Annotated in this window: 21 protein-coding genes and 1 pseudogene; 11 read left to right on the plus strand and 11 right to left on the minus strand. The window is 69.2% G+C overall.

The genetic code is table 11. The annotated features are described in order from the left end of the window. Window positions 1-14 precede the first annotated feature (14 nt). Window positions 15-782, minus strand: a complete 768-nt coding sequence (locus tag ACIPEK_RS24560; RefSeq protein ID WP_401999744.1) for a hypothetical protein — start codon at window positions 780-782, stop codon at window positions 15-17. A gap of 15 nt (window positions 783-797) precedes the next feature. Next, window positions 798-929 (minus strand): hypothetical protein, encoded by a 132-nt coding sequence (locus ACIPEK_RS24565; RefSeq protein WP_376036430.1) that lies wholly within the window; start codon window positions 927-929, stop codon window positions 798-800. 596 nt (window positions 930-1525) lie between these two features. On the opposite strand from ACIPEK_RS24565, the pseudogene ACIPEK_RS24570 reads away from it, so the two are divergent. From ACIPEK_RS24570 to ACIPEK_RS24580, 3 genes and pseudogenes are all read left to right on the plus strand, one after another. Beyond that, a pseudogene (locus ACIPEK_RS24570) lies at window positions 1526-2411 on the plus strand (SCO0930 family lipoprotein). Between the two features lie 246 nt (window positions 2412-2657). Beyond that, a complete protein-coding gene (locus ACIPEK_RS24575; protein ID WP_401999747.1) occupies window positions 2658-3476 on the plus strand; it encodes an SAM-dependent methyltransferase in 819 nt (272 codons plus the stop codon). After that, on the plus strand, window positions 3473-5647 hold the full coding sequence (locus tag ACIPEK_RS24580) for a putative bifunctional diguanylate cyclase/phosphodiesterase (protein ID WP_401999750.1): 2175 nt from the start codon (window positions 3473-3475) through the stop codon (window positions 5645-5647). Before ACIPEK_RS24575 ends, ACIPEK_RS24580 begins: the two co-directional genes overlap by 4 nt. Before the next feature lie 129 nt (window positions 5648-5776). Here ACIPEK_RS24580 and ACIPEK_RS24585 read toward each other — a convergent pair whose 3' ends face one another. Continuing rightward, window positions 5777-6667, minus strand: coding sequence for a LysR family transcriptional regulator (locus ACIPEK_RS24585; protein WP_401999753.1), 891 nt, complete (start codon window positions 6665-6667; stop codon window positions 5777-5779). Between the two features lie 95 nt (window positions 6668-6762). Here ACIPEK_RS24585 and ACIPEK_RS24590 point away from each other — a divergent pair, with 95 nt between their 5' ends. From ACIPEK_RS24590 to ACIPEK_RS24600, 3 genes are read left to right on the plus strand one after another with little or no spacing between them, the layout of a single operon-like run. Further along, on the plus strand, window positions 6763-7470 hold the full coding sequence (locus ACIPEK_RS24590) for a succinate dehydrogenase (protein WP_401999756.1): 708 nt from the start codon (window positions 6763-6765) through the stop codon (window positions 7468-7470). A 1-nt stretch (window position 7471) separates the two neighbouring features. Next, window positions 7472-9421 carry a fumarate reductase/succinate dehydrogenase flavoprotein subunit gene (locus ACIPEK_RS24595; protein ID WP_401999759.1) on the plus strand — a complete coding sequence of 650 codons (1950 nt, stop codon included), beginning with the start codon at window positions 7472-7474 and terminating at the stop codon, window positions 9419-9421. Further along, window positions 9418-10164: a succinate dehydrogenase/fumarate reductase iron-sulfur subunit gene (locus ACIPEK_RS24600; protein ID WP_266355361.1), complete on the plus strand. Its 747-nt coding sequence runs from the start codon at window positions 9418-9420 to the stop codon at window positions 10162-10164. The genes ACIPEK_RS24595 and ACIPEK_RS24600 overlap by 4 nt, the downstream gene beginning before the upstream one ends. A gap of 72 nt (window positions 10165-10236) precedes the next feature. Here the strand turns inward: ACIPEK_RS24600 and ACIPEK_RS24605 are convergent, their stop codons facing one another. From ACIPEK_RS24605 to ACIPEK_RS24615, 3 genes are all read right to left on the minus strand, one after another. Further along, the gene (locus tag ACIPEK_RS24605; RefSeq protein ID WP_401999762.1) at window positions 10237-12000 is read right to left on the minus strand and encodes a glycosyl hydrolase family 18 protein; all 1764 of its coding nucleotides are present in this window, start codon (window positions 11998-12000) and stop codon (window positions 10237-10239) included. Window positions 12001-12248: 248 nt separating this feature from the next. After that, window positions 12249-14672, minus strand: a complete 2424-nt coding sequence (locus ACIPEK_RS24610; RefSeq protein ID WP_401999765.1) for an ABC transporter — start codon at window positions 14670-14672, stop codon at window positions 12249-12251. A 204-nt stretch (window positions 14673-14876) separates the two neighbouring features. Then, on the minus strand, window positions 14877-16268 hold the full coding sequence (locus tag ACIPEK_RS24615; RefSeq protein WP_401999768.1) for a polysaccharide pyruvyl transferase family protein: 1392 nt from the start codon (window positions 16266-16268) through the stop codon (window positions 14877-14879). A gap of 384 nt (window positions 16269-16652) precedes the next feature. Here ACIPEK_RS24615 and ACIPEK_RS24620 point away from each other — a divergent pair, with 384 nt between their 5' ends. Further along, window positions 16653-17141 (plus strand): hypothetical protein, encoded by a 489-nt coding sequence (locus tag ACIPEK_RS24620; protein WP_401999771.1) that lies wholly within the window; start codon window positions 16653-16655, stop codon window positions 17139-17141. A 50-nt stretch (window positions 17142-17191) separates the two neighbouring features. Here ACIPEK_RS24620 and ACIPEK_RS24625 read toward each other — a convergent pair whose 3' ends face one another. Continuing rightward, window positions 17192-17407: a dodecin gene (locus ACIPEK_RS24625; protein ID WP_266355349.1), complete on the minus strand. Its 216-nt coding sequence runs from the start codon at window positions 17405-17407 to the stop codon at window positions 17192-17194. A 201-nt stretch (window positions 17408-17608) separates the two neighbouring features. On the opposite strand from ACIPEK_RS24625, the gene ACIPEK_RS24630 reads away from it, so the two are divergent. The 3 genes from ACIPEK_RS24630 to ACIPEK_RS24640 all read left to right on the plus strand — a co-directional run bounded on the left by ACIPEK_RS24630 (window position 17609) and on the right by ACIPEK_RS24640 (window position 20786). After that, a complete protein-coding gene (locus ACIPEK_RS24630) occupies window positions 17609-18865 on the plus strand; it encodes an extracellular solute-binding protein (protein WP_401999774.1) in 1257 nt (418 codons plus the stop codon). Between the two features lie 173 nt (window positions 18866-19038). Then, on the plus strand, window positions 19039-19854 hold the full coding sequence (locus tag ACIPEK_RS24635; RefSeq protein WP_401999777.1) for a GNAT family N-acetyltransferase: 816 nt from the start codon (window positions 19039-19041) through the stop codon (window positions 19852-19854). Next, window positions 19851-20786, plus strand: coding sequence for a lysophospholipid acyltransferase family protein (locus tag ACIPEK_RS24640; RefSeq protein WP_401999780.1), 936 nt, complete (start codon window positions 19851-19853; stop codon window positions 20784-20786). The genes ACIPEK_RS24635 and ACIPEK_RS24640 overlap by 4 nt, the downstream gene beginning before the upstream one ends. Here the strand turns inward: ACIPEK_RS24640 and egtD are convergent. From egtD to egtA, 4 genes are read right to left on the minus strand one after another with little or no spacing between them, the layout of a single operon-like run. Next, a complete protein-coding gene (gene egtD, locus ACIPEK_RS24645; protein WP_401999783.1) occupies window positions 20729-21691 on the minus strand; it encodes an L-histidine N(alpha)-methyltransferase in 963 nt (320 codons plus the stop codon). The two genes, ACIPEK_RS24640 and egtD, sit on opposite strands and share 58 nt — an antisense overlap. Continuing rightward, on the minus strand, window positions 21688-22443 hold the full coding sequence (gene egtC / locus ACIPEK_RS24650) for an ergothioneine biosynthesis protein EgtC (RefSeq protein ID WP_401999786.1): 756 nt from the start codon (window positions 22441-22443) through the stop codon (window positions 21688-21690). The genes egtD and egtC overlap by 4 nt, the downstream gene beginning before the upstream one ends. Further along, on the minus strand, window positions 22443-23807 hold the full coding sequence (gene egtB / locus ACIPEK_RS24655; RefSeq protein WP_401999788.1) for an ergothioneine biosynthesis protein EgtB: 1365 nt from the start codon (window positions 23805-23807) through the stop codon (window positions 22443-22445). Before egtB ends, egtC begins: the two co-directional genes overlap by 1 nt. Further along, window positions 23804-25123 carry an ergothioneine biosynthesis glutamate--cysteine ligase EgtA gene (gene egtA / locus ACIPEK_RS24660; protein WP_401999791.1) on the minus strand — a complete coding sequence of 440 codons (1320 nt, stop codon included), beginning with the start codon at window positions 25121-25123 and terminating at the stop codon, window positions 23804-23806. Before egtA ends, egtB begins: the two co-directional genes overlap by 4 nt. Window positions 25124-25273: 150 nt before the next feature. On the opposite strand from egtA, the gene ACIPEK_RS24665 reads away from it, so the two are divergent. Continuing rightward, complete coding sequence (locus ACIPEK_RS24665) at window positions 25274-26107, plus strand: TIGR02452 family protein (protein WP_401999794.1); 834 nt, start codon at window positions 25274-25276, stop codon at window positions 26105-26107. The last annotated feature ends 196 nt before the right edge of the window (window positions 26108-26303 follow it).

The raw sequence follows: 26303 nt of genomic DNA on the forward strand, positions 1-26303 counted from the left end.
ATTTCGGCGCACCGCTATCCGCCCGCCGCGCCGGGGAACAGATCGAGGAACGGCGCCGCGGTGGCCGAGATGCCCCGGCCGAAGGGGGAGTCGAAGTCCCAGATCAGGAAGAGGAGAAAGGCGATCAGGACGCTGAAGAGGCCGGCCAGCAGCAGTTCGCGGAAGGTTCTGCGGATCTGCAGCGTGAAGATCAGCCCGACGGTCACCAGCGCCCCGATGATCAGGCCGAACCAGACCACTCCCGGCATGGTCGCACCGGCACTCTGTCCGCGTCCGCTGCGTGCGTCGTCGGCTGCGGCGACCTGATCGACCAGTGGCTGATATGCCTGCCCCTCGTGATCGTTCCTCGGCCGGTAGTCGGTGACATCGGTGCGCACCTTGCCGAGGAGCCGGGCCCCGTCGTCGGTGAGAGAGCCGTGCTCGGTCATCGACCGCCACTCGTCGTGGACGACGTGGCGGACGTAGGCGTCGACATCGGCGCGGATGCGCGTACGCACCTCGGCAGGGTAGACGGCGGAGCGGACGTTCACCTCGTGCAGCGCCTGGGCCTCCTGGCGCACGTACTCCTGGGCGGCGCCGCGACCCTCCCAGACTCCCGCGATGGCGAGGCCCAGCACGATCGCGTAGACCACGCCGATCATCATCGTCATGTACTCGATGACGTCAGGGGTCTCGGACGGGTCGTCATCGTCTCCGATCCGGCGGTTGTTGAGTACGGCGATGGTCAGGACGACGGCGCTCGCCGCGACCATCGCGAGGGTGAGAACAAGCCATTCCGACATGGGTTCCTCCGGAGGTCATCGGGAGCGGGGACGCAGCACGGCGACGGCGAACACCGCAGGTGCCGTGATCAGCAGGGTGAGGGTGACCAGGGAGGTGCCGCGCCGCGGGACTTTGCGCGGCGGCTTGCGGTAGGCGGGGAGCGCCACGGGCCGGGGCGCGGGATGCGTGGGGCGTACGGAGGGTGAGGGTGAGGGAGGCGGTGGCACGGGCTCCGGTTTCGGTCGCGGTGGTGCGGGAGGTGGTGGAGAAGGTGGTGGTGGAGAAGGTGGTGGTGGAGGTGGCGGTGGTGGGGCAGGAGCAGGAGCTGGAGCAGGAGCAGGAGCAGGAGCAGGGGAGGGCGGTGGGGTCGGCTTGGGCGCCGGGCCCGCGTGACAGTGACCGTTGCCCGACACGGCGACCGCCGAACTCCCGTCGCCCTCCCCGATGGAGGCGTACGCGCAGCTGTCCGCCACCGCGGGTGCCGGGGCGGTCAGCAGCCAGAGAAGTGCGACGGCTGCTGTGAGCCGTCCTATGAGTGATCCGTACACGATGGGGAGCATGTTCCGGACGGTCGCAGGGCACGCCGGGGTCGGACCGGATTCCCCTGATGGTGGGGACATGGGGCGCCAAGTGTTTGCGGCTCAGAGAAATTCTGTGAACGCGTTGAACAAAGAGAGGGCCGCCGCCCGCACCCAAGGTTATGGACGACGCGAAGGCGCGCCGCAACTCACGCTGCGTGAACGGGAGGTGACATGAGCATCTGATGGACGCCTCGCTCGCAGTGACGGCGGCGGCCCTGTTGGCGCTGACGACGGCGTGCGGTCAGGGAAAGGGAGCCGAGCCCCCGACGGGCAGAACGTGGGCAGCGCCGACCCGGCCGGACAGGAGGCGGGAAGCGGCTGCAGCTCCGGCGGTGCGGAACAGGGCAGCACAGGAAAGCAGGCCGGCCGGCTCGGGGTGTGGAACAGCAAGAAGCTCGGCAAAGTCCTCACGGACAGTGAGGGTTTCACGCTCTGCCGCTTCGGCAAGGACACCGCGAGTCCGCCCAAGTCGAATTGCGAAGGCGAGTGCGCGAAGATCTGGCCGGTGGTGCCCGCGGGCAATGTCACGGCGGCAGCCGGTACCGATCCCGCACTGATCGGCAAAGTCGCCCGCTCCGACGGCACCCAGCAACTCACCATTGCGGGCCGGCCGATGTACCTCTATGCCAGGGACACCGCGTCCGGCGACGCCAACGGGCAGGGTGTGGGCGGCACCTGGTTCGCGTCCGCACCGGACTGCAAGAAGGCCGCTGTGAGCGCCGACAGCTGGCCGGCACCGAACCGGCCGAACTCGCGGGGCTTTCGGTCCGCAAGGATCCGAAACTCGGGGACGTCGTCGTGGACAAGCGCGGCATGACGGTCTATCGGTTCAGAAAGGACGTCGCATGGCCGATGAAGTCGGCCTGCACAGGTGCCTGCTTCTCGAAGTGGCCGGTCGTTGCCCCATTGGCAGAGAAAGACGTCAAAGGCGTCACGACCAAGGGTATTGTCACCTTCGATCGACCTGACGGAATCAAGCAACAAGCCATCGACTGCTGGCCGGTCTATACCTTCTCCGGCGATGCGAAGCCCGGAGACATCAACGGCCGTGGCGTCGGGGGCACATGATACGCGGTGCCCCTCGACGTCAAACTGGTGGGCGCCCCCAAGTAGCCCGACAGCGCCCCTCCAGGGCGGTCTGTCACCGAATGTCACACGCAGCGACGGGCCGGTTGCACATGCCACTGGTGTGTGACCAATAACGGACGGCTAATTTCCGTTTCTGCTCGCTCTCCTGGCGGTCGATCAGTAGCCTCTGGTCAACACTGACCATGAACATGGCCGGATCGCCGTGGCGACTTGTTGGAGACATCGATGGAGCGTCCCGCCTGGGCACCGCAAGGCATAGACATTTCGGTGCCGAGCGTGTCTCGCATGTACGACTTCTATCTGGGCGGATCGCATAATTTCGAGGTGGACCGGGAAGCGGCTCGCAAGGCCATGGAGTTCATGCCGGGACTCCCCAAGATCATGCAGGCGAATCGCGCCTTTATGCGCAGGGCCGTGCGTTATGCGGTGAGTCAGGGCATCACCCAGTTTCTGGACATCGGTTCCGGAATACCGACTTTCGGGAATGTGCACGAAGTCGCACAGGCGGCCGAGCCCGAGGCCCGGGTGGCGTATGTCGATCACGACCCTGTTGCGGTCGCGCACAGCCGGGCCGTACTCGAAGGAAACGACCGGGCGGTGATCGCCGCCGCGGATCTGCGCCGCCCGCAGGAGATCGTGAAAAGCCCGGCGATCTCCGAACTGCTCGACCTGGACCGACCGGTGGCTCTGCTGCTCGTCGCCGTACTTCACTTCATCGAGGACTCCGACGACCCGCACACCGCGGTCGCCGAACTGCGCGAGCAACTCGCCCCCGGCAGCCTCATCGTCATCACCCACGCCTCGTACGAGGGGATTCCGCTCACCCGGGAGGAGGCGGGCGGCGCGGTCGGCGTCTACAACAACATCCGCAACCCTCTGGTCATGCGGTCGCGTGAAGAGATCGCCCGCTTCTTCGAGGGACACGAGATGGTCGAGCCCGGACTTGTGTCCATGCCGAACTGGCGCCCCGACACTCCCCACGCGGTGGAGCACGAGGACCCATTTGCCTTCTCGGGCTTCGCAGGGGTGGGACGCAAGGCGTGAGCATTCCCGCCCAGTCGTCCGGAGCGCCCGACACGGAGCCCGACGGGCCCGAGGACAGGCTCCGGAGATTCGCCACGATCTGGAGCCGGGCCACCTTCCCGGCGACGGCCACCTCCATGACGCGCACGGAGTTCGAACAGCATCTGCTGCCGCTGGCCCGCGGGCTCAGCGACATCCTGCACGCGCGGCCCTTCGACGCGACGCCCGCGAGCGAGGTGGGCGTCGCCCTCGTGGCCGCGCACTGCACGGACCCGGACGCACTCAGCAGCACGCTCGGTGTCATCGACTCCTACCTCGTGCTCTACTGCGGAAGCAACGGCTCGACGGCGCTGTCGACCGAGGACAGCAGAGCCCGCTGCGCACGGATACAGCATGCCCTCGCCGGCGGCTTCACCCAGGCGCTGCGTGAGCGGACCCTCGCCGAACAGGAGGCCATCGCCCGCTCGGCGCTCACCGCCCGCTCGGACGCCGAGCAGACTCTGCACGCCACCGAGGCACGCTTCCGCGCCGTCTTCAAGGACGCGGCCATCGGCATCGGGATCGCCGACCTGGACGGCAATGTGCTGGAGGTCAACGACACGCTCACCCGGATGTTCGGCGGGCTCGAACACCATGTGCGCAGCCACCGGCTCAACGAGTGGGTCCACCCCGAGGACTCGCCGCAGGTATGGAAGTACTACAACGAGCTGGTACGTGGCGAACGCGAGCACTACCGGGTCGAGAAGCCGTACTACCGCAACGACGGCACCGTGCTGTGGACCAATCTGACGGTGTCACTGCTGCGCGACTCCGAGGGCAGGCCGGAGTATCAGCTGGCGCTGCTGGAGGACACCACGGAGCGTCGGCTGCTCAATCTGCGGCTGCGGTACGAGGCCACGCATGACGCGCTCACCGGCCTGCCGAACCGGACGCTGTTCTTCGAACGGCTGGAGAAGGCGCTCTCCGCCGACGACGGCAGCCGCTTCGGCCTGTGCTACCTGGACCTCGACGGCTTCAAGGCGATCAACGACAGCCTCGGCCACGCGTCGGGGGACCGGCTGCTGGTCGAGGTGGCCGACCGGCTGCAGAGCTGTGCGACCGCGCCCGGCGAGATGGTGGCTCGGCTCGGCGGCGACGAGTTCGTGGCCCTGACCACCGGCCCCGACACCCGGACGGAGGTCGACGAGCTGGCCTGCCGCATCCTCGGCGTGCTCGGAACCCCGATCCGGCTGGAGGGCCGTGAGCTGACCGTACGCGGCTCCATCGGGGTCGTCGAAGGGCCGGCCGGTGAACGCAGCGCCGCCGAGGTACTGCGCAGCGCCGACATCACGATGTACCGGGCCAAGTCGGCGGGCGGCAACCGCTTCGAGCTCGCCGACGCCGAGGCGGATGCCCGTGCCATCACCCGGCACGGGCTGACCACCGCGCTGCCCGCCGCCCTGGAGCGCGGTGAGTTCTTCATCGAGTACCAGCCCCTCGTGCACCTCGGCGACGGCACGGTGCACGGTGCGGAGGCACTGGTGCGCTGGTGCCACCCGCAGCACGGGGTGCTCGGTCCCGACCGGTTCATCCCGCTCGCCGAGCACACCGGGCTGATCGTGCCGCTCGGCCGCTGGGTGCTGGAGGAGTCCGTGCGGCAGGCCCACTTCTGGCAGGAGCGGCACAGCGACGGCGGTCCGCTGCGGATAAACGTCAACCTCTCGCCGACCCAGTTGCACCATCCGCGGCTGGTCGCCGAGACGGTAGACGTGCTGGAGCGGTCGGGGCTCGCACCCGGGGCACTGTGCCTGGAGGTCACGGAGTCCGCGCTCATCGGCGCGGACGACGATCTGCTGAAGCCGCTGCGGCAACTGGCGGAAATGGGCGTCGACATAGCTCTCGACGACTTCGGCACCGGGTACTCGAACCTGGCGAACCTGCGCAGGCTTCCGGTGAGCGTCCTCAAGCTGGACCGTTCCTTCACGCAGGGCATGCAGCAGCATCCGGCGGATCCGGTCGATCTGAAGATCGTCGAGGGAATCGTCTCGCTGGCCCACAGCCTGGACCTCGCGGTCACGGTGGAGGGCGTGGAGACCGGGGCCCAGGCGGAGCAGCTGCGGGAGCTGGGGTGCGACACGGCTCAGGGGTGGTACTACGCCCGCCCCGGTGCGCCCGACCGGATCCACTCACTGCTGCTGGCCGACGCGGTGTGAGGGGGCGGGGAGTGAAGGCGCCGAGGCCGTCCGGTCGACGTTTCGTCCTCAATCGCGAAGATCAAGCCCGTCCGGCGATTGAGAACAAGGCGCGGCCATAGGCCGCGTAACCGGCGGCCCGGTGCCGGCTCAGGTCCGTCCGGCTGCGAGTACCACCTTCTGCAGCTCGCGCGCCGCGCGCGGTGGTGCCACATCGCTGCGGTGCGCGAGCGCGATCGTGCGCCGCAGGCCCGGGCGGGCCAGCGGTGTGGTCCGCAGGTCGTGACCGGCCCGGCCGGCGACCATGCTGGGCACCACAGCGATCCCGAGACCTGCCCGGACGAAGCCGAGCACCGCGTCCATCTCCCCGCCCTCCACCGTGAACGACGGCTCGAAGCCCTCCGCCCGGCAGGCGGCGACCGTCAGTTCGCGCAGGTCGTAGCCGTGCCGGAACATCACCAGGGATTCCCCCTGGAGGTCGGCGATCCTCACGCTCCCGCCCCGGCCGGGCCGTGGCGCCCGTGCCGACGACACCACGACCAGATCCTCCTGGAGCAGCTCGACCGTGGTGAGCGCGGGGGACGCCGCCGGCAACGGCAGCACGATCAGGGCCAGATCGAGTGCTCCGCGCGCCAGCTCCCGCACGAGGTCGAGCGAGCCGCCCTCCTCCAGCAGCAGCTGGATTCCCGGATGCCGGTCGTGGAAGGCACGCAGTACGTCGGGGAGCAGGCCCGTGCAGAGACTGGGCGTGGCGCCGAGCCGGACCCGGCCCCGGCGCAACTGAGCCAGCTCCTGCACCTCGTGGCGTGCGGTGTCGGCGTCGGCGAGGATGCGCCGGGCGAGCGGCAGCAGGGCCTCGCCCGCATCGGTCAGGGTGATGTTGCCGCGGGCCCTGCTGAACAGCTCCGCCCCCAGCTCGTTCTCCAGCGCTCTGATCTGCTGGGAGAGCGAGGGCTGTGACACATGCACCTCTTCAGCGGCACGGGTGAAGTGACGGGTCTCGGCCACGGCCACGAAGTACGTCAGCTGCTGGAATTGCATACACTCAGCCTAGCGGCCGCGATAGTCCACGCCTATGAAGATGAGCTGCTCCATGTCTTGGACTGATGGGGCCTTTCGGCCCTAGCGTCGTGTCCATGGCATTGGCAACACGGACGGACCGACGGCCGTCCATGACGCGTACGCTCTGGGACTCGTCCGTCGGCAAGAAGACGATCATGGCCGTGAGTGGCCTGATCATGCTCCTCTACTTGGTTGTCCATATGATCGGCAACCTGAAGATCTTCTTCGGATCCGGCGAGTTCAACCATTACGCACACTGGCTGCGGACCATGGGCGAGCCCTTCCTGCATTACGAGTGGGCCCTGTGGATCGTCCGCGTCGTACTCGTCGCCGCCGTAGTGCTGCATGCCACCTCCGCGTACCAGCTGAGCCGCCGCGACATCAGGGCACGGCCCAGCAAATACGTCCACAAGAAGCCCCGGGCGAGCTACGCCACGCGGACCATGCGCTGGGGCGGAATCATCCTCGCCCTGTTCATCGTCTGGCACATCCTCGACCTGACGACGGGCACCGTGCACTCCGGCGGATTCCAGTCCGGACACCCGTACCAGAACGTCATCGACACCTTCTCCACCTGGTACGGCAACACCATCTACATCGTCGCCATGCTCGCCCTCGGACTCCACGTCCAGCACGGCTTCTGGAGCGCAGCCCAGACCCTCGGCGCGGGTAACGCGACCCGTGACCGCGCCCTCAAGACCATCGCCAACGTCCTCGCACTGGTGCTGACGGTGGGCTTCATCTCCGTACCCGTCGCCGTCATGACCGGAGTCGTGAGCTGACATGACCGACTACTCGCACTACGAGACGGGCGCGCCCGTCGTCGACACCAAGGCTCCCGAAGGCCCCGTCGCCGAACGCTGGGACACCCGCCGTTTCCAGGCGAAGCTGGTCAACCCGGCCAACCGCCGCAAGCACACCGTCATCGTCGTCGGCACCGGCCTCGCAGGCGGTTCGGCCGGGGCGACGCTGGCCGAACAGGGCTACCACGTCGTCCAGTTCTGCTTCCAGGACTCGCCCCGCCGCGCCCACTCCGTCGCCGCCCAGGGCGGCATCAACGCCGCGAAGAACTACCGCAACGACGGCGACTCGATCCACCGGCTCTTCTACGACACGGTCAAGGGCGGCGACTTCCGCGCCCGCGAGTCCAATGTCCACCGACTCGCCCAGATCTCCGTGGAGATCATCGACCAGTGCGTCGCCCAGGGCGTCCCCTTCGCCCGCGAGTACGGCGGCCTCCTCGACAACCGCTCCTTCGGCGGCGTCCAGGTCTCCCGTACCTTCTACGCCCGCGGCCAGACCGGGCAGCAGCTCCTCCTCGGCGCCTACCAGGCACTGTCCCGGCAGATCGCGGCCGGCAACGTCGAACTGCACGCCCGCACCGAGATGCTCGACCTGATCATCGTCGATGGCAAAGCCCGCGGCATCGTCGCCCGTGACCTGGTCACCGGGAAGATCGACACCTACTTCGCCGACGCGGTCGTGCTGGCCAGCGGCGGCTACGGCAACGTCTTCTACCTGTCGACGAACGCCATGAACTCCAACGCCACCGCCATCTGGCGCGCCCACCGCCGCGGCGCGTACTTCGCCAACCCGTGCTTCACCCAGATCCACCCCACCTGCATCCCGCGCACCGGCGACCACCAGTCCAAGCTGACGCTGATGAGCGAGTCGCTGCGCAACGACGGCCGGATCTGGGTGCCGAAGGCCAAGGGCGACAACCGCCCCGCGAACGAGATCCCCGAGGACGAGCGCGACTACTACCTGGAGCGCATCTACCCGGCCTTCGGCAACCTCGTACCGCGTGACATCGCCTCGCGCGCCGCGAAGAACGTCTGCGACGAGGGCCGCGGCGTCGGCCCCGGCGGACAGGGCGTCTACCTCGACTTCGCGGAGGCCATCCAGCGGATGGGCAAGGCCAAGGTGGAGGAGAAGTACGGCAACCTCTTCGACATGTACGCGCGGATCACCGCGGAGAACCCGTACGAGACCCCGATGCGGATCTACCCCGCCGTGCACTACACGATGGGCGGACTCTGGGTCGACTACGACCTCCAGACCACCATCCCCGGCCTCTTCGCCATCGGCGAGGCCAACTTCTCCGACCACGGCGCCAACCGGCTCGGCGCCTCGGCGCTGATGCAGGGCCTCGCCGACGGCTACTTCGTCCTGCCGTCGACCATCAACGACTATCTGGCCCGCAACCCGCACCACGGGGAGGTCGACGCCTCGCACCCGGCCGTCGAAGAGGTCGTCGCTGACACCGAGGACCGGCTGAACCTGCTGCTCTCCGTCGAAGGCGACCGCACCCCCGACTCCTTCCACCGCGAGATCGGTGAACTCATGTGGGAGTACTGCGGCATGGCCCGCACCGAGGAGGGGCTGCGCAAGGCCCTCGACCGGATCCCGCAGATCCGCGACGAGTTCTGGCGCCGCATCAAGGTTCCCGGCACCGGCGACGAGTTCAACCAGTCGCTGGAGAAGGCCAACCGCATCGTCGACTACCTGGAGCTCGCCGAGCTCATGTGCCTCGACGCCCTGCACCGCGCCGAGTCCTGCGGAGGCCACTTCCGCGAGGAGTCACAGACCCCGGACGGCGAAGCCGCCCGCCGGGACGAGGAGTTCTCCTACGCCGCCGCCTGGGAGTTCTCCGGCACCGGCGAGGCACCCGTCCTGCACAAGGAAGACCTCGTCTTCGAGTACGTCCACCCCACTCAGCGGAGCTACGCATGAAGCTCACCCTGCGCGTCTGGCGCCAGAAGAACGCCGACGCCCCCGGCGCCATGTCCACCTACGAGGTGGACGGCATCTCGCAGGACATGTCGTTCCTGGAAATGCTCGACACCCTCAACGAGGAACTCATCCTCGCCGGCGACGACCCCGTCGCCTTCGACCACGACTGCCGCGAAGGCATCTGCGGCGCCTGCAGCCTTGTCATCAACGGCGATGCCCACGGCCCCGAGCGCACCACCACCTGCCAGCTCCACATGCGGTCCTTCCAGGACGGCGACACGATCGACATCGAACCGTGGCGCGCCTCCGCCTTCCCGGTCGTCAAGGACCTGGTGGTGGACCGTTCGGCCTTCGACCGGATCATCCAGGCGGGCGGCTACATCTCCGCCCCGACCGGCACCGCCCCCGAGGCGCACGCCACGCCGGTGCCCAAGCCGGATGCCGACTTCGCCTTCGAGCACGCCGAGTGCATCGGCTGCGGCGCCTGCGTCGCGGCCTGCCCCAACGGCTCGGCGATGCTCTTCACATCGGCGAAGATCAACCACCTCAACGTCCTGCCGCAGGGCGCCCCGGAGCGCGAGACCCGGGTGCTCGACATGGTCGGACAGATGGACAGCGAGGGCTTCGGCGGCTGCACCCTCACCGGCGAGTGCGCCACGGCCTGCCCGAAGGGCATTCCGCTGCCGTCGATCTCGGCCATGAACAAGGAGTGGCTGCGGGCGACCCGGAAGGTGCACCGCTGAGACCACGGCCGACTTCCTGGCCCCGGAGGCCGCCCACCTCAGGGGCCAGGAAGTCTCAGATGCTCAGGCGGGTCACGACGTCACCGAGATGTCGTCGCCGTAGACCGTGCCCTGCCCGTACCAGCCGTGCAGATAGACGGTCACCGTGCCGGTCGAGCCGGTGGTGAACGCCACCGTCTGCTTGGCGTAGCCGCTCGACGAACCCCAGGTGCTCGCCGAGGCGTCGCCCCGCACACCGAGGTAGCCGTAGTTGCCCTGCACCCAACCGCTCAGTGTGTAGCCGGTGTTGGGGGACAGTGTGATCGTCTGCGTGCACTCGCCCGTCCGGGACGGGTCGGCCGCCGCAGCGAGCGCGTGCGAACCGCCGTGCACAGGAGTGGAGACGACCGCGCCGCCGGACTCACAGGTCCAGGGACTCAGCGAACCCGTCTCGAGGTCGCCGTTCACCAGTGCGCCGGTGCCGCCACCCGGACCCGACACCGTCAGGGTGAAGGTCGCCGCGTGGCTGAGCGTGCCCGCGGTGCCGGTCACACTGATCCGGTACGTGCCGGGCGCCGCGGAAGCCGACGCGTCGACCGTCAGCTTCGACGTACCCCCTGCGGTGACCGAGGTCGGGCTGAGGGCCGCCGTCACCCCGGCGGGCGCCCCGCTCGTCGTCAGCGCGACGGTCTTCGCGTTGCCGGAGGTGACCGCGGTGTTCACGGTCGCCGTGGTGGAGCCACCTGGGGCGACCGTGGCCGAACCGGGTGCGACGCCCACCGAGTAGTCGTCCGTCACCGGACCGGCACCGCTCGTGAAGGGCGCGAAGGTGTGCGAGAAGTACCAGGTGTCCTGCGCGATGCCGGAGCAGGTGTCGCTGCCCCCGGTGCCGGGGCAGCCCCCGTTGTCTCGCTGCAACGCCCAGAACGACAGCGTGCTGACGCCCTTGGACACGGCCCAGTTGTAGACCGCGGTCGCGTCCGCCGTCGTGAACGTCTCGGCCGGGCCGTAGTCGTCGATGCCCGGCATCTCGGTGATCCCGGTCATGCCCCACAGCTGGGCGTCGGTCTTCGACGGGTACAGATCGGCCAGTTGACCCTTCAGGCCGGTGATCGCCGTCTGGGTGTCCCGCGCCATGTTGTGCGAGGCGCCGTCGTAGTAGTCGAACGTCATCAGGTTCACGACGTCGACCTTCGTGCCGTTGGACACGGCGTTCTCCAGCACCGCCAGACCGCTGTCGGCGAGGCCGCTCGTGGTGGTGGGCAGGGTGTAGGAGATCTGCACCGAGCGCCCGTTGGCGGCGGCCCAGTCCTGCACCTTCTTGATCGCCTTGTTGCGGCGGTCGATGCCGGCGTTGTTGTCGAGGGAGTTGTCCTCGATGTCCATGTCGAGGCGGGACACGTCGTAGGTCGTGATGACCTTCTCGTACGCCGCGGCGATCGAGTCGACGCTGGTGCAGCTGTCGGCGATCTCGGTGCCGCCGTTGTCGGCCGCGTAGCCGCCGAACGACGGGATCACATCGCCGCCGCGCGACCGGATGGCGGTGAAGTCGGCACCGAATTCGGACTGTGCGATGGGCCGGCCCGAATCGCCGTTCCAGTACGGGGTGCAGGAACCGCGGGCCTCCGTCTGGACGAAGGCCATGGTCAGATACTTGGCACCGGACTGCTCGGAGAGAGCGGCCGGGCTGTCTCCGTTGTACGCCTCGAAGTACGGGGCGAAGACATGCGCGGGCAGGGGCGTGGCGGCGGTCGTGGCGGCCTGCGCACCGGCGCCTGATCCGAGGACGAGGCCGGCGGACGCGATGGTCGTTGCCAGGACACTCAGGACTGCGCCGAGTGTTCTTGGACGTCTCATGGGGTGCTCCCAGGGGGGTGAGACAACGGGCGGATCGCACGGCTGCGCCGCGCCCCGTCGGGGGCGCGGCCCGTTCCTGTGAATCCCGGCCGGGGGTCACATGCCGCACGGCATGCAGCGGCCGTGCGGCATGCCCATAATTGGTCTGGACCAGCCTGTGGTCAATGTTCTTTGCCTTTTCATTTCCCATTGCTTGCCCGATGCGGCAACTCTCAGTGGAAACCGGGCAGTTGAACCCGATCGAATCCTCAGGCGAGACGGAGGGACGCTCTGAGGTACGCCGCCGTACGGCTGCCCTCCGCACGCGCGACCTCGGCGGGCGGTCCCGCCGCAACGATCCGGCCGCCCCGGTCGCCGCCGCCGGGACCGAGGTCGATCACCCGGTCGGCGCCCGCCACCACCGCCATGTCGTGCTCCACGACCACAACCGTGTTGCCCGCGTCGACCAGACCGTGCAACTGCCGCATCAGCACCTCTACATCGGCAGGGTGCAGCCCGGTCGTCGGCTCGTCGAGCAGATACATGGTGTGGCCTCGGCGGGTGCGCTGGAGCTCGGCGGCGAGCTTGATCCGCTGGGCCTCACCGCCCGACAGCTCCGTGGCGGGCTGACCCAGCCGCAGATAGCCGAGCCCGACGTCGAGCAGTGTCCGCAGACTGCGCTCGGCAGCCGGCGTACCGGCGAAGAAGCCGGCCGCCGACTCCACCGTCAGGTCCAGCACCTGCGCGATGTCGAGACCGCGCAGGGTGACCTCCAGGGTCTGAGGGTTGTACCGCGCACCGTGACAGTCGGGGCAGGGCGCGTACGTACTGGGCAGGAAGAGCAGTTCAACGGAGACGAACCCCTCGCCCTGGCAGGTCTCGCACCGCCCGCCCGCCACGTTGAACGAGAACCGTCCGGCCTTGTAGCCGCGCTCGCGCGCCGTGTCCGTCTCGGTGAACAGCTTCCGTACGACATCGAAGAGCCCGGTGTACGTGGCCAGATTGGACCGAGGGGTACGGCCGATCGGCCTCTGGTCGACCTGCACCAGACGGTCCACCGCCTCCAGTCCCTCCACCGACGCGCACCCGGGCGTGGGACGCTCGGTGGGGAGGTCGGCGATGGCGGACGCCTGCCGGTCGGCGAGGACACCGGCCAGCACCTGACCGACCAGGGTCGACTTCCCCGACCCCGAGACACCGGTGACGGCCGTGAACACCCCGAGCGGGAACTCCGCGTCCACCCCCCGCACATTGTGGCGGTCGACCCCGTTCAGCTTCAGCCACCCCGACGGCGTACGCACCGCCCGCACCGGAGCGGGTCCGTCGTCGAAGAGGAAGCGCCGGGTCGCCGACTCCGCCACCTCCGCAAGGCCGGCCGGGGGACCGCTGTGCAGCACCCGGCCCCCGTGCTCACCGGCCAGCGGTCCCACATCGACCAGCCAGTCCGCCCGGCGCACCACATCCATCTGATGCTCCACGACGAAGACCGAGTTCCCGGCCTCCTTCAGCCGGCCGAGCACCCCCAGCAGCGACTCGGTGTCCGCCGGGTGCAGACCCGCCGACGGCTCGTCCAGCACATAGACGACACCGAACAGACCGGAGCGCAACTGGGTGGCGAGCCGCAGCCGTTGCAGCTCGCCCGAGGACAGTGTCGGAGCCGTACGGTCGAGGCTGAGATAGCCGAGTCCGAGCTCGGTGACCGTCTCGATCCGGGCGAGCAGATCTGCCGTCAGCACCCGCGCCGTGTCACCGCCGCCCGCCTCGCGCAGCACCTCGGCGAGCGAGGTGAGCGCAAGCGCGGCGAGTTCGGCGATCGAACGGCCGGCGAAGGTGACCGCCATCGCCTCCGGACGCAGCCGGCTGCCGCCGCAGACCGGGCAGGGGGCGCTGGTCAGGAAGCGCTCGGCCTTCGCCCGCAAAGTGCGGCTCTTGGAGTCCGCGAAGGTGTGCATCACATAACGGCGGGCGCTCATGTACGTGCCCTGGTAAGGGCGTTGGATACGCCCCGCGTCACGCACCGGATGGACCGTCACCACCGGCTGCTCATCGGTGAACAGGATCCACTCCCGGTCCCCGGCGTCGAGCTCGCGCCACGGTCGGTCGATGTCGTAGCCCAGCGCGTCCAGCACATCGCGCAGGTTCTTGCCCTGCCAGGCCCCTGGCCAGGCGGCGATCGCACCGTCCCGGATCGACAGCGAGGGGTCGGGTACGAGCAGCTCCTCGGTGGTGCGGTGGATACGGCCGAGACCGTGGCACTCAGGACACGCACCGGCGGCGGTGTTCGGTGAGAAGGAGTCGGAGTCCAGCCGTTCGGCACCGGCCGGGTAGTCCCCGGCGCGCGAGAACAGCATGCGCAGGGAGTTCGAGAGCGTGGTGACCGTCCCGACGGACGAACGGGCACCGGGCGCCGAGCGGCGCTGCTCCAGCGAGACGGCGGGCGGCAGCCCGGTGACCTCGCCGACCGCGGGCGCACCGACCTGATGGATCAGCCGGCGGGCGTACGGGGCGACGGACTCGAAGTAGCGGCGCTGCGCCTCGGCGTAGATCGTCCCGAACGCGAGGGAGGACTTCCCGGAGCCCGAGACGCCGGTGAACACGGTGAGTGTGTCGCGCGGGATGTCGACCGAGACGTCCTGGAGATTGTGTTCACGGGCGCCGCGCACCCGGACGTACGGATCGTGGGGGGTGGACATGTGCGCGGGGACTCCGTACGGATCGGGGCAGGGCCGGCGGCCTGGGGACAAACACTCCGATTCTAGGCGTCGGGAGTGGCTCAGGCGTGGCGAGGCCCGTAGGTACGGGACCGGTCGGCGCAGGGCTGCCGGACCATCTCCCGGGCCCCGGACGACCGGAGGCCGGTCCTGCCGGACCGGCCTCGGACCAGGTTCGGACAGGTCCTAGCGCGACGGACGCAGGGCGCGCTTTATGGGCCTTCCCACGACACTGCGGGCCCGCTGGTACGTGGAGCGCTGGACGGGCAGCGCGGTGCTCTTAGCGAGCTTCCGCTTGAGCTGGGTGTTCTGGGCGGTGAGGTCCGTCAGCTGGGACTGGAGCCAGTTGAGTCGCGCACCCATCGTGGAGGCGTCGGCTCCGACCCAGGGGCGGATACCAGGAGGGAAGGCCAGAGTGCTCATCCGTGCCTCGAAGGCCGCACCGCCGTCGCCGTGGGTGAAGGTGTTCTCCAGGCCGTTCTTGTCGAGGAAGTTCATGAACCGGTCGAACCGCTCCTGGTGACCGCGCATCAGCGGCCCGAAGTCCGCCTCGGCGTAGAGGTCGGCGGGGTCGAGGTCGAAGGGGGCCTCGGTGAGCATCCGGTGCGGGATGTCGTAGTAGCGGCACAGCTCCAGCGTCCGGGAGTCGCCGCAGAGCACGGTGGCGGGCGTTCCGGTCAGCAGCGCCGCGATGTTGCCGTGGATCCGGGAGCCGAAGGAGAAGTCGAAACCCCGCAGGTCGTCCATCCAGGTGACCGGGTCGATGTAGACCCGGACCTTGTCCTCCCCGTACATGGGGTGGTCGGGATGGGTGGGGATGTCGGTCAGCGAGGCGTTCTGATGGGACAGGTCGCGCCAGTGCAGCTGACGTGCGTCGGAGAGGTTCTGGCCGATGAACCGGAGGTGGGGGTAGCGCGCGTGGGTACGGTTGATGATCTGCCCGAGCTTGTGCTTCCGCACGGCGTCATGGGATCCGTTGATGGCGACCCGCGACTCGGGCCCCAGTGCCCGGCCGCTCTCCCGGATGTCGAGCCTGCTGCCGTTGAGGAACATCGAGGGACAGCCGATGACCTCCACGTCGCGGAAACCCATGTCCCGCAGATACCGCTCGGTGAACTCCCCGCGCACGCCGATGGAGGCGCTGTGGTCGAGCACGGCGGAGACGAACGCGTGGACCGTCTCCTGCATGGGCCGCAGCCGGTCCGCGGAGTAATTGACTCCGGTCTGGGCGCCCACCCCCGGGACGACGACCGGGATCTTCAGTTTCGAGATCAGCTGCGTCAGGCGCTCCAGCTGGCGCTCGAAGGACGGCCGGAAGGCGTTGGCGAGCGGGATGACGAAGACATCGTACTCGCTGTTGATCCGGTCGGCATCGGCGACCCTGGTGGCGATGCCGTTCGACACCACCTCCGAGCGTGGCGTCTCAAGGATCTTGTGAGCGGCGTCGCTGAAGATCAGGTTGCCTGAGTTGGTGGCGAACACGTCGTCATGGAGAGCTCGCTCGACGGGGACGACGTCGTAGGGGCTCTTCCCTGAACGCAGGAGTATTCGCTTCACATGGTTAACGTTGGATGCCACAAACCTGAATATAGCTTTACAAACGCTTTTGATTCCATGCGCATCCTGCACAACCTTTTGCGATCTGCGCGGAACGTAAGGGCATGATCGCACATCCGCGCGCGCGTGGACGCGGGGGTGTGTAACGGAGGCCTCGGGGCGGTCCTCGTGAGGTCCTCACGACGCACTCTTGAGTGCCGGACGGCCCCGCCCGTACGCTGCGTCCTGCGCGCGGGCGCGCCTACCGGGGAAGTGGAAGCGCCGTCATGGCCGACTCACCGGCCGAGGACGACGTCCTCGAAGCGGTCGCCCGGCACACCGGCCGGTCCGGACAGGGGCCGCAGCTGCGGCGGGCCGGCGCCGGCATCGCTCAACTCCCGATGCTCGACCTGATTTGCTGGGGGTGTGAGAAGCGACCACCGGCCCCTGGCCGTATTCGACTTGGACGGCACGCTCGCGGACACCGGCCACCGGCAGCACTATCTGGAGGGGCGACGGCGCGACTGGAGCGGCTTCTTCTCCGCAGCCGTTGACGACCCACCGCTTCCCGAAGGGGTACGGCTGGTACTGAGCAGCGCCGAGGAGTGCGAGATCAGGTATCTCACCGGGCGGCCCGAGCGCTGTCGCCGGGACACCGTTGCCTGGCTGGCGGAACAGGGACTGCCCGAGGGACGGTTGTACATGCGCCGCAACGACGACCGCAGGCCGGCCCGGCACACCAAGCTGGAGATCCTGAAGCGGCTGGGCCGGGAGCATGAGGTGCGGATGCTGGTCGATGACGACGAACTCGTCTGCGATGCGGCGGAGCAGGCCGGCTTCGCCGTGGTGCGGGCCCGCTGGGCGAAGGTGTCGCCCGCGCTCGAGGACGCGCAGGAGCGTGAGGGCCGTACGTGAATCCGGCGTGGCGGAACCGGCCGGACGCGGCCCTGAGCGCTCGCGCCGGATCAGCTCGTCTCGTCGAGCCGGAAGCCCACTTTCAGGCCCACCTGATAGTGCTCGATCCGGCCATCCGTGATCTCTCCGCGAACCTGCGTGATCTCGAACCAATCGAGATTGTGCAACGTTTCCGAAGCTCTCGCGATGCCTCTGCGGATGGCGTCGTCGACGCCTTCATGAGAGGTTCCCACGATTTCCGTGACCCGATAGGTGTGATTCGACATCTTATGTCTCCTCTCGTCCCTACCACGGTGCCCTACCCGGCCCGGGGACGCGAGAGGTCGGTGTGCGGAATGCGTGATGAACGGGACTTGACCAGAGCAATGGTCCATACCAAAATCCAGCCACGCCCGTGCGAGCGCCGCCCGCATTCCCCCACACCGGGTTCTGGATTTCGTCGTGCCGTTTCGCAGAAGGTGAACCTGGTGAAGAACCGCATACTCGTCGGAGCCGTTGCGCTCGTTTCCACCTTTGCGCTGGGCGGATGCGGCTTTGTCCCGGGCTCGGAGACGTCCAGCAGCAAAAAGGTCACGATCTGGCTGATGAAGGACAGCGTCTCCGCCGATTTCCTGAAGCGCTTCACGAAGGCGTACGAGGACGAACACCCCTCCGTCGAGCTCGAGTTCAAGATCCAGAGCTGGAGCGGCATCGGCCCGAAGGTCACCGATGCGCTCAACGGCAAGGACACCCCGGACGTCATCGAGGTCGGAAACACCCAGGTCCCCCAGTACGCGGAGAGCGGCGGGCTGCGCGACCTCACCCTGGAGTCCGTGCGTGACCTCGGCAGCGAGGACTGGCTGCCAGGTCTCGCCGACCCGGGCAGCATCGACGGCGTCCAGTACGGCATCCCCTGGTACGCAGCCAATCGAGTGGTGATCTACAACAAGGACCTCTTCGAGCAGGCCGGTATCAAGACTCCGCCGAAGACCCGGGACGAATGGATCGCGGACAGCTCACAGCTGAACCGGCACGGCAATCAGGGCATCTATCTCGCGGGCCAGAACTGGTATGTCCTTGCCGGATTCATCTGGGACGAGGGCGGCGAACTGGCCGAGGAGAGGGGCGGCGACTGGGAAGGCGCCCTGGACAGCCCCGGCGCAATCAGGGGCATGAGCTTCTACAAGGAACTCCAGGCGCTCGGTGACGGCCCCAAGGACGCGGACGAGGAAAGGCCCCCGCAGGCCAAGGTCTTCGCCAAGGGCGACGTCGCGCAGATCATTTCGGTGCCCGGCACCGCCGCGCAGATCGAGCAGCTGAACCCCGAACTCAAGGGAAGGCTGGGCTACTTCCCGATCCCGGGCAAGTCCGCGAAGGCCCCCGGCTCCGTGTTCACCGGCGGGTCCGATCTGATCGTTCCGGAGAAGGCGAGTCAGCGCGCCGCGGGTATCGATGTGATCAAGGCGCTGGCGGGCCGGAAGTGGCAGGAGGAACTCGCCAGGACCATGAGCTACGTGCCCAACAAGCCCGGTCTCGCGCGTGCCATCCTGGGACAGGAGGGCACCGCGGCGATGGCCCGGGGCGCCACGAAGGGGCGTGCGACGCCCAACTCGCCGCAGTGGGCGAACGTCGAGGCCGTCAACCCGATCAAGCCGTACATGACGGCTGTCCTCCAGGGCGGCGACCCGCGGGACGAGGCGAAGGCGGCCTCGCAGAAGATCACCGACCAGCTCGCGGGCGGCTGACACACCCAGTATTGATCCGCTCGGACACACCCGGGATTCAGCCTTCGCACATCCCGGCTCCCCCATGCGGTCATGTCGAATCCAGCCGGTCACGGAAGAAGTAAGGGGCCGGGCTTCGCAGCAGTGCGAAGGCCCGGCGGCCGCCCTTGCCGATCCGTCCCCCGGAGACCGTCATGAACGCGCTGCCCGTCACCTCGCTCCCCGCCGCCCCCGTTGTTCCCGCTCAGCCCGCCCCTCCCGCCCCGTCGCGCTACCGGGTGTCCCTCGCCGTCGACCAGGAAGACGTACGTGCCGCCCAGCGCCTGCGCCATCAGGTTTTCGCCGGTGAGTTCGGCGCCAGGCTGGACGGAGCCGAACCCGGTCTGGACAGCGACGCGTTCGATGCCTACTGCGACCATCTGCTGGTACGGGAGGAGACCACCGGCGACGTCGTCGCCACCTACCGCCTGCTGCCGCCCGACCGGGCACGGATCGCCGGGCGCCTCTACGCGGAGAGCGAGTTCGACCTCGGGCGGCTCGGACCGATCCGCGAAGACCTGGTCGAGGTCGGCCGGTCCTGCGTCCACCCGGCCCACCGGGACGGCGCCGTCATCGCGCTGATCTGGGCCGGACTCGCCCGCTACATGGAACGCACCGGGCACAACTGGCTGGCCGGCTGCTGCTCCATACCCCTCGCCGACGGTGGCGTCGCCGCGGCCGGGGCCTGGGCAACCGTACGGACCAAGCACCTGGCACCCGAGGATCACTGGGTCACCCCCCACCGACTCTGGCAGCCCACCGCCGGATCCGCAGGAAGGGGAGACGTGCCCACCGGACTCTCCACGCTCCCTCCCCTTCTCCGCGGCTATCTGCGACTGGGCGCCCGGGTCTGCGGGGCGCCCGCGTACGACCCCGACTTCAACGTCGCCGACCTGTACGTACTGCTGTCGCTGCGCCGCACCGACCCGCGCTATCTGCGCCACTTCCTCGCACTCGCCCCACAGCGATGAACCCGTGGCTGCCCACCTCACCCTGCACCCCGCTCACCTGCGCAGGTCACGACGGACGTACGCGGGGCCGCGCGGCGGCCGTGGTCCTGCTGCTCGCCGGGTGCGCGTTCATCCTGGCCGGGGTACTGGGTGCCCCGCTCGTGCTGCTGCTCGGCGCGGTACGGCGGGAGCGGTTGATCCGGCTCTGGGCGTACGGGGTCGTGCGGGCCTTCGGGATACGTGTGCGGGTCATCGGCACACCCGGGGCAGGCGCACCGGGCACGCTCGTCGTCGCGAACCACATCTCATGGCTGGACATCCCGCTCGTCGCGGCCGTGTTCCCCGGCCGGATGCTGGCCAAGAGCGAGATACGGAACTGGCCGCTGCTCGGCCGGCTCGCCGCCGTCGGCGGCACGCTCTTCGTCGAACGTGAACGGTTTCGCGCACTGCCCACGACCGTGCGCGACATCGCGGCGGTACTGCGCGGCGGTTCACGGGTGGTCGCCTTCCCGGAGGGCACCACCTGGTGCGGGTGCGGCGGCGGGCGGTTCGGGCCTGCCGTGTTCCAGGCCGCGATCGACGCGAATGCCACCATTCAACCAGTACACATCACCTACCGCACCGCTCCGCCGCGCGGCACTGTCGCCGCCGACCGGACGGGGCCCGCCGTCGCTGCACGGCCGGCCGGTGGGGGCGGCCGGTCGCCCGGCCACGAGCGCGCCGCTCCGGCGGAGCACACGGCCCCGGCCGGTGCGGCCGCGTTCGTCGGTGACGATCCACTCATCGCCTCACTGTGGCGGGTGGTGACGGCGGCCGGGCTGACCGCGGAGATCCGCGTCCTGCCGCAGATTCCGGCGGGCGACTGCCCGGACCGCCGTACCCTGGCCCGTCTTGCTCAGACCGCCGTCGCCAACGACAGCGCGAACCGGTCCCCTGAGTCCGTCCACCACTGATCCATGCTCAGACCGACCGCGGCGAGTTCGGCCCGGATGCCCTCCTTGCGGAACTTGGCCGACACCTCCGTACGCACCTCCTCGCCGGCCTCGAAGGCCACCACCAGATCCAGGTCCGGGACCTTCACCGTGAGTGCCTCGCGGGCCCGCAGTCGCATCTCGATCCACTCCCGCTCCGGGTCCCAGAGCGCCACGTGATCGAAGTCGGCCGGGTCGAAGTCCGCGCCCAGCTCCCGGTTCACGACCCTGAGGACGTTCTTGTTGAACTCCGCCGTCACCCCGGCCGCATCGTCGTAAGCGGCGACCAGCACCTTCTCGTCCTTCACCAGATCCGTGCCGAGCAGCAGCGCGTCGCCGGGGGAGAGCAGCGACCGGACCGACTTCAGGAACACCGACCGCTCGCCGGGCAGCAGATTGCCGATCGTGCCGCCCAGGAACGCGATCAGCCGCGGCCCCGGGGTGCCGGGCAGCGCGAGACCGCCCGTGAAGTCGGCGATCAGGGCGTGCACGGAGAGGTCGGGCCGCTGCGCGAGCAGAGCCTCGGCGGCGCCGCGCAGCGCGCTCTCGCTCACATCGACCGGCACATAACTGTGCAGCACGGGCAGCGCGTCCAGCAGGTGCCGGGTCTTCTCCGACGACCCCGATCCCAGCTCGATCAGGGTCTGCGCCCCGGACGCCGCGGCGATCTCCTCGGCGCGGTCGATCAGGATCTCGCGCTCGGCGCGGGTCGGGTAGTACTCGGGAAGCCGGGTGATCTCCTCGAACAGTTCACTGCCGTGCGCGTCGTAGAACCACTTGGGCGGCAGTGTCTTCGGGTGCCGGGTCAGGCCGTGCAGCACATCGGCGCGCAGCGCCGCGTCCGTCGCGTCCGCCGGCAGGGTGCGGGTCAGCAGAAAGGGACTCACTCAGCGGGCTCCTTGAGCGGGGTCAGCAGGACTTCGGCGCGGGTCGCCGTCAGCAACGTCCGGTCGGGGACCGTGCGCCAGTGCGGATCGTCGTCGTACGGTTCCGAGGCCACGACCGTGCGCAGGCCGGGCTCGGCGAGATACCACAGGGTGTCTCCCCAGGCCGTCGCCACGATCGTGGTGCCGTCGGTGAGCAACAGATTCAGCCGCGATTCCGGTGCGGCGGCCGCCACGTCGAGCACGGTGTCGGCGACGGCCTGCGGCAGTTCGTCGCCGTCGGCGAGGCGGTGTCGTACGAGGGCCCAGACCAGGGCCGAGTCGCAGCGGGCGGTGAGGGTCAGCAGTTCGGCCGGGGGCAGCGCGGCGGCGAGTGGCGCCAGGGACTCGGGCCAGCCCTTCACCGCGCCGTTGTGGCTGAACAGCAGCCGGCCGGCGGCGAACGGCGCGGCCGCCGCCTCGCCGTCGGCGCCCGCCTCCGTGGCGTCACGTACCGCGGCGAGCAACGCCGGACTGCGCACCACTCTGGCCAGATCGGCGAACGTCTGGTCGCCCCAGACCGGGCCCCGGCGCCGGTACCGTCCGGGCACCGGATCGCCGTCCGCGTACCAGCCGACGCCGAAACCGTCTGCGTTGACGGTCCCATGCCGCTGGTTTCTCGGCGCCCAGGACTGGCGCACGAGGCTGTGCGGCGGTCGTTCCAGCACCTCGCCGAGAGCCACCGACGGTCCCAGATAAGCGATATGACGACACATCAGAGATCCCTCGCGGTACGGAATCCGGAGAAGATCTGGCGCCGCACCGGCAGGTCCCAGTTGCGGAACGTCCCTCGGCACGCCACGGGGTCCACGGCGAACGAGCCGCCGCGCAGCACCTTGTGTGCCGGTCCGAAGAACACCTCGGAGTACTCGCGGTACGGGAACGCCGCGAAGCCGGGATACGGCAGGAAGTCGCTCGACGTCCACTCCCATACGTCACCGATCAACTGCCGTACGCCGAGCGGCGACTCGCCCGCGGCGTACGCCCCCGCAGGTGCCGGCCGCAGATGGCGCTGCCCCAGGTTGGACCGCTCGGGAGTCGGGTCCTCGTCGCCCCACGGATAGCGCAGCGAACGGCCCGACGCCGGGTCGTGGCGTGCCGCCTTCTCCCATTCCGCTTCCGAGGGCAGCCGGCGCCCGGCCCAGCGGGCGTATGCGTCCGCCTCGTACCAGCTGACATGGAGCACCGGCTCGGTCTCGGGGACCGTCTCGGTCACTCCGAAGCGGCGGCGCAGCCACTGACCGGCGTCCCGGTACCAGAACAGCGGAGCGGTCAGTTCGTGCTCGCGGACCATGGCCCAGCCCTCGGGGGCCCACCAGCGCCGCTCGGTGTAGCCACCGTCCTCGACGAACCCCTGGTACGCGCCGCAGGTGACCGGGGTCGTGTCGATGAAGAAGTCCGGCACGTCGCGCACATGGGCCGGGCGTTCGTTGTCGAGAGCCCACGGTTCGGTGGACGTACCCATGGTGAACGGGCCGCCCGGGACCAGTACTTCGTCAGGGAGGCCCGCCGCGTCGGCGGGTGCGGGCGGCGGAACCGGCGCGGTCAGAACGGCAGGTCCCGATCTCAGCTGATGGGTGATCAGCATCGTTTCGTCGTGCTGCTGTTCATGCTGGGCGATCATGCCGAAGGCGAACCCGGCCCGCACCAGTGGGCGGTCACCGTGCAGTGCCGTGCCGTCGAGTACGTCCAGCGCGCGACCACGTACCTCCGCGGCGTAGGTGCGGGCCTCGGCAGGCGCCAGCAGCGGCAGCGAGGGGCGGGTCGCCCGGGGATGCTCGAAGGCGTCGTACAGCCCGTCGATCTCCGGGCGCATCGCCTCCCGCCCGGCCACCCCGCGCAGCAGCCACAGCTCCTCCTGATTGCCGATGTGTGCGAGGTCCCATACCAGGGGGGACATCAACGGCGAGTGCTGGGCGGTCAGTTCATGGTCGTCCACGCTGTCGGTGAGAAGTGTGGTGCGTTCACGAGCGGTGAGCAGCGCAGTGAGGGCGCGCTGCCGGAGCGCCTCGGTGTCCGCCTCGTCCGGACCGGCCGTGCTGTGCGGACCGGAAGCGGCGGGCATGGGGGAGTCGGTCATGAGCGGGGCCCCTCGAAGTGATGGCCCGAATCACCTGCTGAACCCGGCGCGAGCAGTTCGGGAAGATCGTCGGCCGGACATCGGCTCCGGGCGACGAAGCGGTCGTTGAAGTCCGCCACCGCCTTCTGCACGGCCGTGGTCGCTCCCATCCGGGGCAGCGCCTCCAGCGCGAGTTCGAAGCAGGTGACGGCCGCCGACCGCAGTTCGGGATCGGTCAGGCCGTCGCGGGCGGCGCCCACCCAGAGCGGATTGCGCGGTGCGGGCCGTGGCCCGGCCGTCTCGGCCAGTGGTTTGACGGTGCGGTACACGGTCTCGGCGGCCTCCGGGTCGTCGAACAGGGCAGTGGTGACGGCGAGCGGCACCAGCCACCCGTCCGCGCCGTGCTGCGCGTCGATCATGCGCAGCTCAAGATGTCCGCGCGGACGCACGGGCGGAAAGAGGGTGCTGATGTGGTAGTCGAGGTCGGCGCGTACCGGTGGTCTCGGCGTGCCGGTGCGGATCCAGTTGCGGAAGGTCAGACCGTCCGGCACTGCCCATGGCCCCTTGTCCTTGCGGATGCACATCACCGGGGTGTCCAGGACATGCGTGGCCCACGCGTCGCGCGGCGGCAGACAGCCGGGCGGCGCCAGGGACCGCCACGGATCGAGGTCGGCCCAGAGCGACTGCCGGGTGGACCGCCACGGTGTCGGGCGGCCGAACTGGAACGGCGAGTTGGCGAACACCGCCACCAGCACCGCGCCCAGCAGATGGGACAGCTGCCAGCGCCGCCCGTAGCCGAGCGGACCCGGCTCCTCCTCTCCTGCGTCCAGACATACCTGGACGGACGCGGTGGTGCACATCATGGCGCGGCCGGCCGGTCCCGACCGGTCGAACGAGATCTCCATGGCGTCGTAGCGGGGCTCGTGCAGCAGACGGCGGGGTGGATGCCACGGATCGACGCCGAGACCCACCGGTGCGAGATCCACCCGGTCCAGGGCGTCACGTACCGCGGTGAGATCGGCGGCGGTGGCGTCGATGCACGCCATCAGGGAGCCGGCGGGGCGCGAGCTGAGTTCCAGCTGGCCGCCGGGTTCGAAGGTGAGCGCCGCACTCAGGGGCAGGGCCCGGAGGATGTCGGCGGCCGCGTCGAGACGGTGGTGTGGGACAGGGACGCGGGGCTGATCCCGGTGGTGAATGAGCCATTCGAGTTCAACGCCGACCGTTCGGGGCGGTCCGGTCTTGAAGCAGATGCAGCGCAGTAAATCCTCCGCCTCGCCCTCGCCGAGGGGCGGGGCCTGGCCGGGCGGACCGTGGTCTCCGGGTGTGTCGGATGACATGCCGGGGCCTCCTTCTGCTCGGTTCGTCCGTACCAGCCAAACCCCTACGGGGAGATCGCACAAGAGTGCCCCTGTGCGTCGGAAATACAGTTGCATCCATGCCGTTGGAGCGCAGAGCATGCCCCGTATGCACCACACGGGGGAGTACCGATGAGCGCACGGCTGCGCGGCATCGCGCGAGAGACCGAAGCCATTGTCGAGGCCGGCCGCTACCGCACGCAGGAAGGGCGTGAGGTGAGCATCGAGCGTGCGCTGACCACCGCACTGTCGGGTACCAGGCTGTACGGCCCCGAGCCGGTACCGGTCGCGGCACTCGACTCTGACCGCACGCCGGTCGTCGAGGTCACCGACGAGAGCAGCCTGCAGGCGGCGCGGCGGATGGCCGGCGAAGGGCCCGGCAAGATCGCTGTCCTGAACTACGCCTCCGCCCGCAATCCCGGAGGCGGCTATCTCAACGGCGCACAGGCCCAGGAGGAAGCCCTGTGCCGGGGCTCCGCCCTGTACGCCACGCTGCTGCGCGCTCCCGACTACTACGCCCACCACCGCGCAGAGCGCAGCGCCTTCTACACCGACCGGGTGATTCATTCACCGGGTGTACCGGTGTTCCGCGACGACCGGGGGCGGCTGCTCGACACCCCGTACACCGCGGGCTTCCTCACCTCCCCGGCACCCAACGCCGGAGTCATCCGCAGCCGCACCCCCGAGGACGCGCACCGCATCCCCGCCGCGCTCGCGTCCCGGGCCGAGCGGGTACTGGAGGTCGCTGCGGTGCGCGGGTACCGCAGGCTGGTGCTGGGCGCCTGGGGCTGCGGTGTGTTCCGCAATGATCCGGCGCAGGTGGCCGGTGCGTTCCGGGCGCTGCTGCTGGACGACGGCAGGTTCGCCGGGCACTTCGAGCAGATCGTCTTCGGCATCCTCGACCGCAGCCCCGAATCCGCCACCAGGTCCGCCTTCGCCCGGACGTTCGGCGGTCAGTTCCGATAGACCGGGCCCACGTCGCGCGGGTCGGCCTCGGATGTGGCGGTCGGGCCGGTGCGGCCGGGTAAGGCAGCCGGGCCGTCGGTGCTGTCGTCACGGTGCTGGATGGTCATCCCCACACCGTAGGACCTGCATGGCCCGTTCCACGGAGCGGGGCCGGTGAACGGGCAGCAGGCCACACGCTCGACTTCGAGGACCCGGA

The sequence above is a fragment of the Streptomyces sp. NPDC088246 genome (genome assembly GCF_044741025.1).
Taxonomy (GTDB): domain Bacteria; phylum Actinomycetota; class Actinomycetes; order Streptomycetales; family Streptomycetaceae; genus Streptomyces.

Bases quoted from the DNA above. Each gene is read 5' to 3' on its own strand.
- ACIPEK_RS24600 (WP_266355361.1), top strand. From the start codon at position 9,418: ATGAAGCTCACCCTGCGCGTCTGGCGCCAGAAGAACGCCGACGCCCCC.
- ACIPEK_RS24595 (WP_401999759.1), top strand. From the start codon at position 7,472: ATGACCGACTACTCGCACTACGAGACGGGCGCGCCCGTCGTCGACACC.
- ACIPEK_RS24625 (WP_266355349.1), bottom strand. From the start codon at position 17,407: ATGTCGAATCACACCTATCGGGTCACGGAAATCGTGGGAACCTCTCAT.
- ACIPEK_RS24585 (WP_401999753.1), bottom strand. From the start codon at position 6,667: ATGCAATTCCAGCAGCTGACGTACTTCGTGGCCGTGGCCGAGACCCGT.
- ACIPEK_RS24605 (WP_401999762.1), bottom strand. From the start codon at position 12,000: ATGAGACGTCCAAGAACACTCGGCGCAGTCCTGAGTGTCCTGGCAACG.
- ACIPEK_RS24560 (WP_401999744.1), bottom strand. From the start codon at position 782: ATGTCGGAATGGCTTGTTCTCACCCTCGCGATGGTCGCGGCGAGCGCC.
- ACIPEK_RS24610 (WP_401999765.1), bottom strand. From the start codon at position 14,672: ATGTCCACCCCCCACGATCCGTACGTCCGGGTGCGCGGCGCCCGTGAA.
- ACIPEK_RS24665 (WP_401999794.1), top strand. From the start codon at position 25,274: ATGAGCGCACGGCTGCGCGGCATCGCGCGAGAGACCGAAGCCATTGTC.
- egtC (WP_401999786.1), bottom strand. From the start codon at position 22,443: ATGTGTCGTCATATCGCTTATCTGGGACCGTCGGTGGCTCTCGGCGAG.
- ACIPEK_RS24575 (WP_401999747.1), top strand. From the start codon at position 2,658: ATGGAGCGTCCCGCCTGGGCACCGCAAGGCATAGACATTTCGGTGCCG.
- ACIPEK_RS24635 (WP_401999777.1), top strand. From the start codon at position 19,039: ATGAACGCGCTGCCCGTCACCTCGCTCCCCGCCGCCCCCGTTGTTCCC.
- ACIPEK_RS24590 (WP_401999756.1), top strand. From the start codon at position 6,763: ATGGCATTGGCAACACGGACGGACCGACGGCCGTCCATGACGCGTACG.
- egtA (WP_401999791.1), bottom strand. From the start codon at position 25,123: ATGTCATCCGACACACCCGGAGACCACGGTCCGCCCGGCCAGGCCCCG.
- egtB (WP_401999788.1), bottom strand. From the start codon at position 23,807: ATGACCGACTCCCCCATGCCCGCCGCTTCCGGTCCGCACAGCACGGCC.
- ACIPEK_RS24640 (WP_401999780.1), top strand. From the start codon at position 19,851: ATGAACCCGTGGCTGCCCACCTCACCCTGCACCCCGCTCACCTGCGCA.